A 1,619-nucleotide genomic window follows, 5' to 3' on the forward strand; every position below is an offset into this window, starting at 1 on the left:
CGTTGTGTGCGAGGCCCTTCCCGCATTCCCGGGAGGATTCACCGGGCGGCCCCGTGCGATCTGCACGGGGCTTTCTGCGTTCCGGGGTGCCTCCCCCTCGGCGCTCAGAGCTCCTCGCCGGCCCGCAGCCGCGCCGTGAGCGCGCGGGTGAGCCGGCGGCGCAGCCGGCCGTGCTCCGTGCTCTGCTCCCGAAGGCGCGCGTGCACGGCGTCGGCATGGGTGGGCTTCTCCGAGTCGGGGAGAGCGAGGAAGTCGCACAGCAGCGGCTCCAAGCGCCCGGTGAGGGCGAGCACGAGCTCCTGGGTCTCCACGGGCCGTGTGCGCTGCAGGCGAGCCCAGGCCGGCCTGTACTCGGCGGCGTGCTCGACCATCTCCCACGCGAGGGCCCAGCTGTCCGGGCGCAGTCGGTGCCGCTCCGCGCGCAACAGCTGTCGCAGGGCCGCCACGGCCTCCTCGAGCTCGGCGGCGGCCGGGGCGCCGTCGTCGTCGGGGGAGGGGCCCGCGGAGGAACGCGGGAACGGCCACCAGCTCATGTCGCCCTCCCTCGGACTCGTCGGGTGTGCAGAGGTCTCACGCGTGCGATTCTGCCCCGCATCTCGGTTTGGCGGCACCCGGTGTGGCTGGTATAGTCGGTCTCTGTTGGATTCAGGTCTGAGACCTCCAACGGGGTGTGGCGCAGCTTGGTAGCGCGCGTCGTTCGGGACGACGAGGCCGCAGGTTCAAATCCTGTCACCCCGACCAGCAAGAGCCCCCGCCGGATCGGCGGGGGCTCTTCTCGTCTCCGGGTGCTCACCGGGTGCGGTGCGTCAGTCCTGGCGGGACTCCAGGAACCGCAGATGCTCGGGGCCCGCCGGGTCCACTTCGCCGGCCACGTCGTCGTGTTCGTCCACCCAGTCCTTCACGTACGGGCACACGGGGACGATCCGGCGGCCCGCGGCCACGGTGTCCTTCAGCGCCTCGCGCACGAGGGTCGAGGCCAGACCCCGGCCCTCGTACTGGTGGTCGACCTTGGTGTGCGGGAAGATCCGCTGGGCCGGGCCGTCGGCGGTGTCGTCGTCGATCGCCACCGTGAAGCCGGCCACCGTGCCCGCGTCATCGACGACGATCTCGTACCTCTCCCCGTTCTTGCGGACCTGCGGGTGCTCCAGGCTGGGGGTCTGCTCGGACATGGTCGATCCTCTCGTTCCTGGGTGGACCCCGCCGCCGGGCCGACGACGGGGAAGGGGTCAGCCGTCCCGGCGCCGCACGGGGTGATGGGACAGGATCGAGATGCGGTTCGTCAGGTTCATCACGATCGCGACCCACTGCACGGCCGCGTACTGGGCGTCCGTGAGCACGGCGGCCGTGGAGGCCTGCACGTAGTTCAGCTGCTCCTGCTCGGGGAGGTCCGTGACCGCCTCGGCGAGCTCGAGCGCGGCGCGCTCCTGCTCCGAGTACACGGCCCCTGCCTCACGCCACGCCGGCAGCAGCCCCATGCGCTGCACGCTCAGACCGGCGTCGGCGCCCTGGCGGGTGTGCCGGTCCAGGCAGAACACGCAGCCGTTGAGCTGGGAGACCCGGAGGTTCACGAGCTCCACGAGCTGCCGGTCCAGCCCGGCCTGCTCGGCGGCGGCGCGCGC

3 protein-coding genes and 1 tRNA gene are annotated in these 1,619 nt (G+C 72.3%); 1 reads left to right on the forward strand and 3 read right to left on the reverse strand.

Translation table 11 applies throughout. The features are described 5' to 3' along the window. Positions 1 to 104: 104 nt before the first annotated feature. Positions 105 to 533: a hypothetical protein gene (locus ACTSKS_RS10970; RefSeq protein WP_442927554.1), complete on the reverse strand. Its 429-nt coding sequence runs from the start codon at positions 531 to 533 to the stop codon at positions 105 to 107. Between the two features lie 131 nt (positions 534 to 664). Between ACTSKS_RS10970 and ACTSKS_RS10975 the strand changes: the two genes are divergently transcribed. Then, positions 665 to 741 (forward strand) — tRNA-Pro (locus ACTSKS_RS10975). 65 nt (positions 742 to 806) lie between these two features. On the opposite strand, the gene ACTSKS_RS10980 is transcribed toward ACTSKS_RS10975, so the two are convergent. Together ACTSKS_RS10980 and ACTSKS_RS10985 are read right to left on the reverse strand one after the other, a co-directional pair. Beyond that, a complete protein-coding gene (locus ACTSKS_RS10980; RefSeq protein WP_095695335.1) occupies positions 807 to 1,169 on the reverse strand; it encodes a GNAT family N-acetyltransferase in 363 nt (120 codons plus the stop codon). A 57-nt stretch (positions 1,170 to 1,226) separates the two neighbouring features. After that, on the reverse strand, positions 1,227 to 1,619 hold a 393-nt coding region (locus tag ACTSKS_RS10985; protein ID WP_442927555.1), incomplete at its 5' end, for a carboxymuconolactone decarboxylase family protein.

It is taken from the genome of Micrococcus sp. TCR-5 (assembly GCF_052220525.1).
Lineage (GTDB): Bacteria > Actinomycetota > Actinomycetes > Actinomycetales > Micrococcaceae > Micrococcus > Micrococcus luteus.